The organism is Paraburkholderia sp. J69-1, from assembly GCF_905220255.1.
Taxonomy (GTDB): Bacteria; Pseudomonadota; Gammaproteobacteria; order Burkholderiales; family Burkholderiaceae; genus Paraburkholderia.
The window spans coordinates 1-5,020 of sequence record NZ_CAJMZG010000050.1 but is presented as its reverse complement, the minus strand read 5'-3'; the positions used below and the strand labels follow the sequence as shown (position 1 = coordinate 5,020).

5 protein-coding genes are annotated in these 5,020 nt (G+C 58.9%); all 5 read right to left on the bottom strand.

What is annotated here, in order from left to right:
* Nucleotides 1-346 precede the first annotated feature (346 nt).
* The 5 genes from U5A67_RS40150 to U5A67_RS40130 all read right to left on the bottom strand — a co-directional run bounded on the left by U5A67_RS40150 (nucleotide 347) and on the right by U5A67_RS40130 (nucleotide 4,717).
* Nucleotides 347-838, bottom strand: coding sequence for a GNAT family N-acetyltransferase (locus tag U5A67_RS40150; RefSeq protein ID WP_321818784.1), 492 nt, complete (start codon nucleotides 836-838; stop codon nucleotides 347-349).
* A complete protein-coding gene (locus tag U5A67_RS40145; RefSeq protein WP_321818785.1) occupies nucleotides 816-1,133 on the bottom strand; it encodes a DUF1778 domain-containing protein in 318 nt (105 codons plus the stop codon). Before U5A67_RS40145 ends, U5A67_RS40150 begins: the two co-directional genes overlap by 23 nt.
* Nucleotides 1,134-1,896: 763 nt before the next feature.
* Entirely contained in the window at nucleotides 1,897-2,511 is a 615-nt protein-coding gene (locus U5A67_RS40140; RefSeq protein ID WP_321818786.1) for a caspase family protein, read from the bottom strand.
* Nucleotides 2,512-2,774: 263 nt separating this feature from the next.
* Nucleotides 2,775-3,647 (bottom strand): hypothetical protein, encoded by an 873-nt coding sequence (locus U5A67_RS40135; RefSeq protein ID WP_321818787.1) that lies wholly within the window; start codon nucleotides 3,645-3,647, stop codon nucleotides 2,775-2,777.
* The gene (locus U5A67_RS40130; RefSeq protein ID WP_321818788.1) at nucleotides 3,635-4,717 is read right to left on the bottom strand and encodes a type IV toxin-antitoxin system AbiEi family antitoxin; all 1,083 of its coding nucleotides are present in this window, start codon (nucleotides 4,715-4,717) and stop codon (nucleotides 3,635-3,637) included. The genes U5A67_RS40135 and U5A67_RS40130 overlap by 13 nt, the downstream gene beginning before the upstream one ends.
* Nucleotides 4,718-5,020 lie beyond the last annotated feature (303 nt).

Sequence of the window (5,020 nt, the reverse complement as noted above, 5' to 3'; positions counted from 1 at the left end):
AACGAACTGTGCTTTCTTTCCGCGATGTCGTTTTGCTTCGCACAGCCTATCAACTGAAGACGGCGAGAATCCCGGGACGTCGGATACTACGCGCCCTAGCGCGAAACGAAAGCACCAATCCAGAACGGCGATGAAGCGTTTACAACTGAGTGCACACCGGTTGACTTCTAGTTGTAAACGGAGAGTCGTCGATTGTCCACGTGTACCCTGCGGGCGACTAACCCGGGCCCCTCCCCATCGCGCTACGGTGGATCGGTGCAAATGACGATGCTGCAGTCGTTCGCCGTCCAATCGCAGGCAAAAAACCGGTGCAGTGCACCAGCCCTCGACATAACTACTGCTTGGGCTATGCGTCCTCGTACGTGTCGAGAAAGAGTACAAGACGCAAAGGTTCGTTCTGACAACGCTCGAAGCCATACTTCGTGTAGAAATTGGCAACGTCTTCGTTGAGCGCGTCGACGACAATACAATGGACGCCTATCAGGTTCGAAGCCTGAAACGCCGTATGCAACGCGTGTTGGCGAAGGGATTCGCCGAGACCTTGTCCACGGTATTTCGTGTTGTTTTCCAAAGCCAGCCGTGCCAAGAGCACGGCGGATACCCTCTCAGGGAGACGTTTTTTCGAAGGCAAGCCTTGCGTTTCCACAGAGGTGCCCATCAAGGTGTAATACCCGATGACCCGCTGCGGGGCGGCCGGTTCCACCATAACGTACGTCCGTGTGAGACGCTTCCGGTTGTTCTGCCCGGCCATCTGTTTGAGCCAGGCGTTGAGGGATTCGACGCCGCAATCGAAAGAATTGCAGTCGTCGTCTTGTTCAAGTTGTCGAATGGGGTTCAAGATATTGTTTCCGAAATTTAGCCTTCGCGCGTTTGAGCGCATCATTGGCCTTCGGAGGCGCATCAAGCAAGGCCAGGAAACGCTCTGACTCTTCAGCGTTCAGCTGAATAGCTCGAAACGCCTCTTCCTGCTCGAATACCTTCTCCGCAGCCGTGATCGCCGCCTGCACGATGAACTGGTTAAGGGTACTGCCCGAGAGATCTGCCGCCAATTGCAGGACTCGCTGTTTATCCGCACTGACTCGGGCAGTGATTCGCCCACGCTCGGACGAATCCGCTGCGTTGCGCTGTGTCATTTACTTTCCTTGTTTCGGGCCGCCCTGGGCGCCTTTGCGGCGTTACAGGGTTGATTCGGCCAAATGCTGTTTATCGAATGTACGAGGCCGCCCTTTTTCTAAAGCAACCCTCGTCTTGGATGCAGCCATTGATCTGTCATTGGGTGGGTGACAGAAGCCAACTGCTAGCCCCCTTCCGGGGACGAAAAGGAGTATAGGACCGCATGTGCCAAATTGCCACCAAATACCAAATTGGCACCGATTGTCAATTTGGCACCAAATCATCACCGCTCCCTAATTTTCAGTGAACGGGGTGCTCGCTGGCGCAAAAAACGCGCAAAGGTGATGGGTGACGTGGGGATGCCCTGCCTTGCCAGATTTCGCCTGAAATGCCTGTCCAGCAAGGCAATGCGAGGTTTTTCCGGGGATATCCCCAATCCGCTCCTCACGCAAACGACGTGGAATTTGTCATCTGCCATGAGCTCACGGAATGTGCGCATAAACGCTGTACGGCCCAGCCGCAGGGCGTTTCAAGCGCTTTTCGCGCACTCGTTACCGAATTCCAGCTCCGTTACGACCGATGAGCCGAAGCCGGCAATGCCCACCTGGCAAGGGTTTGCGATAAAGGTGCCTTGAGTTGTAGTGCGTTGAGGCCTCGTGGGAAGTCCGTTGTCCATTGATCAACGATTTCCGGAGGAAAACCGTGCGCGGAAAATTCCGCAAACGCCCCCGACATTTGCTGGACCGCCCTCGCCGGGAACGCACCAGCGAAGTTGTCACCGCGCTAGAGAGCAGGAAACACGAGACCACCCTGGACGTTGCCTAGAAATACAGGCGTCGGTGTAACGCTGATGCGCTCGGCCTCGACACGCGCCAGCCGGATAATCTCGCCAGCGATTTCCGGAAAGCTGACTGAGTCGCCGACCGCTCCCGTCAATGCCTCGATCACGGCATGCGTGAGCAATCCGTGTCCGGTGCCTGGCTGCTCCCAGGCGGATTCGTTGGTTGCACAAGCGGCAAGCAGAATACGCCCCTCGCCATAAATCCCCGTCAACGCAAATGCGCTTCGCGGGCGTGCTGCAGCCTCCAACACACGGGCAGGTGCCTGCCCGCTGAAGCAACAGTCAAGCACGCACAGTACCGCGCGTGCCTTCGTTGCCTTGAAGGCGTCGGCCAAGACAGCCATTGACAGGCCTATACCGGAAAGATCGGCTGCGTTGGTATCGAACAGGACCAGATTTCCATCGGGCGAACCATGGCCAGCGAATGTGATCACGACCACGTCGTCCTGCCCTGCGGCCGACAGCGTTCCAAGGATGGCCTGAGATACCTCCGCATGCGTGGCGGCCTCATCGACAAGCAGTCGCCCAGACAGACCTTCGATGGTGTCGGTGAACAATGCCCACACGCCGTCGCATCACGGCGCGCCCCGCTCAACTCGGGGATTGTCGCGAGGAGGTGTTTGTTGATGCCTACAAAAATTGCTTTGATCATCACGCCGCCCCCTATCCGATGCACGCCAGGAATCGTTCGATTGCGTCGCTCGCTTGGCCCTGGCGCAACTCCCTCGCCTCGCGTTGCGAGGAATCGTCACCCTTGCTCAGTTCGAATTTGATGACGGACAACGGCACGCGAAGTTGCGCGTAGCCCATCAAATACAGCTTATGCTCGCAGCGTCATCGCGCGCAGCAGCGCGTCGATCTGACCAAAGGCATCCTGCTGCCACTGCTCGGGCGTGCGCTCACCCAGAGCACGCGTGTCTTCGACGAAACGCCTGACACAGGTCGGCCCGTATCCCTCAAAGGTGTCGAACTTCTCGGCGATGTTCCGGAAGCCGCGTTCGCCGCTTGCATGCCCCAGCAACGGCTGACACTCCCGCGCCAATGCGTCGATCCCATCGGGATAGTTCCGCACGCAGTAGTAGATGTCATAGGCATCCTTCTGCTTGTAGCGGCCCACCAAAGCATGGCCCTTCATCGCCAGCAGCGCGGGGATGGAACACACCGCGATCTCTACACGGTTTGTCCCGCCATCCGGCATCGCTCCTGTCACCGCCACGAGTTGATAGAAGCGCATCGCCAGATCGGCGCCATCCGCCCGTTGAACGGCAAAGTCGCTGATCAGGGGAGGATCGTTCTTAACGATTTCAGCATCGCGGGGCATCAAAAAATCGACCACGACATCGATGGCATCCCCGCCATCGCGCGCAGGAACCTGGCGAACTAACTGGAATCGTCGAAGCCCCTCGCGCTGAGCATATCCATGGCCTTGGAGCGCGCCGATCAAGGTGGCGTACTCACCGTCGCCGAGCGCTTCCGCCTCCAGCCCGACGTCCACATCGAGCGTGCCGACGTGGGGCATGTCTTCGCTGGCCAGCAGCAGCCAGGGCACCGCGCCGCCGACGATGGCGAACTTGCCCTTGAAGCTGCCAAGGATCTGCCCGATTTCGATCAATACGGACTTCACGGCCGCCGTCGTGCGGTCGTCGTACTCGGCCGCCGACTGCGGTTCCTGCGGTGGTGTCATTTGAGCCATGAGAGTCGTTCCTGTCGCAAGTGGTCCGCCGCCTCGGCGCCACGCTCGCCGGCAATGCAGAGATCAAGGTAGGTTTGAACCGGGCTTGTACAGATCGCACCTGGCGCGGGCTCAACTGTATCGGCCAGGAGTTCCAAGTCCTTCGGTACCATGACGACCACGTTCTCCCCTTTCGAGCTGGGCGTGAGCTTCAACGCGGCCTGGAGCTTGCGCAGGCCTTCGTCGTCGGCGAAGAAGTAATGCGAGCCGGTACGCGCGTATGGAGCAAGCCACTGCGCCGCCGAGAACGACGCGAAGGCCGCGCGGCCAGGACTGCTGTCTGCGCGCAGGGCACTTCGAGCCGCATCTTCAAATGCACTGCCATGCAGCGACGTGTAAAAGCGCAGCCGCGCACCGGGCGGCGCGGAGTAGCTCTCCCGCCAGGCATCCAGCAGTGCATCGGGCTCCGTGAGGACCAACCCATCGTCCGAGACGCGTGCCCATTCCCGATCCATCAAGCCGTTGCGCACATTGCTGACGTGTCCCAGGCTGACGCCGGAGATTTCCGACAACTCGGTGACCCGCCAGGCTCGGCCTGGCTCACGCATCATGGCGCGCAGCACTTGTGCAGATTTCGGCCTGAACAGCGACTTGAGTTCGCGCTTTTCGGCCACCGGCTTGTCCGCCACTGCCCGCTCGATGAACACGCCTCCGAAGGCGATCCGGGCATTTCCTTCCAAGTCGAGGTAACCGACGCCCTTCTCTTCGCACATCTGCCGTACCGCGGGCGAGATGTAGGGGGCGATGAAGACGGGTGTCGCCTCCGAGGCGACGTGCGCAACGTAGTTCCGCAGCTCCAACAGTGCGGGCCGGGCGTACCGCGGCTGCCCGTTTGACTTGTATTCGCAAATCAACTGGTGCGGCCGACCATCCACGAGCAGCCGGGCGATCAAGTCAGGCTGCCATTCGCCGGACATGATTTCGCCGTCGATACCTTCGACCTGAAGGATCGGAACCTTCTCAAGCACCTTGCGCAGTGCTTCGCCAGCACGGGCTTCGGCCTCTTTCATTACATTAGCCCCTTTCAACATACGCTGAAAGTAGCATGTTTTCTGAAATTTGTGCGGGAGTTTCACCACCAAAGCACTTTCAGCAACCGTTGAAATGGCCTCTATGACTGAAATTTTGAGGTTTTCGAGCCAGTCGTAGTCAGGCTACGACAGCGGCAATGATCCGAATCCTTGTCGAAATTCATTCAGCTCCACCCTTTTTGAACCCTCAATCGCCTGTGGCGCGGTGCTCCGATCAGGGGACGGAGGCTAGACGCCGTGAGAGCCACTCGCTTAGTAATCACACACGTCGATTGCCGAGCAGAGTGCGAACACAGAGGAATC

Excerpts from the sequence above, each read along its gene's own strand:
- U5A67_RS40145 (WP_321818785.1), bottom strand. The coding sequence starts at position 1,133 with ATGACACAGCGCAACGCAGCGGATTCGTCCGAGCGTGGGCGAATCACT.
- U5A67_RS40135 (WP_321818787.1), bottom strand. The coding sequence starts at position 3,647 with ATGGCTCAAATGACACCACCGCAGGAACCGCAGTCGGCGGCCGAGTAC.
- U5A67_RS40130 (WP_321818788.1), bottom strand. The coding sequence starts at position 4,717 with ATGTTGAAAGGGGCTAATGTAATGAAAGAGGCCGAAGCCCGTGCTGGC.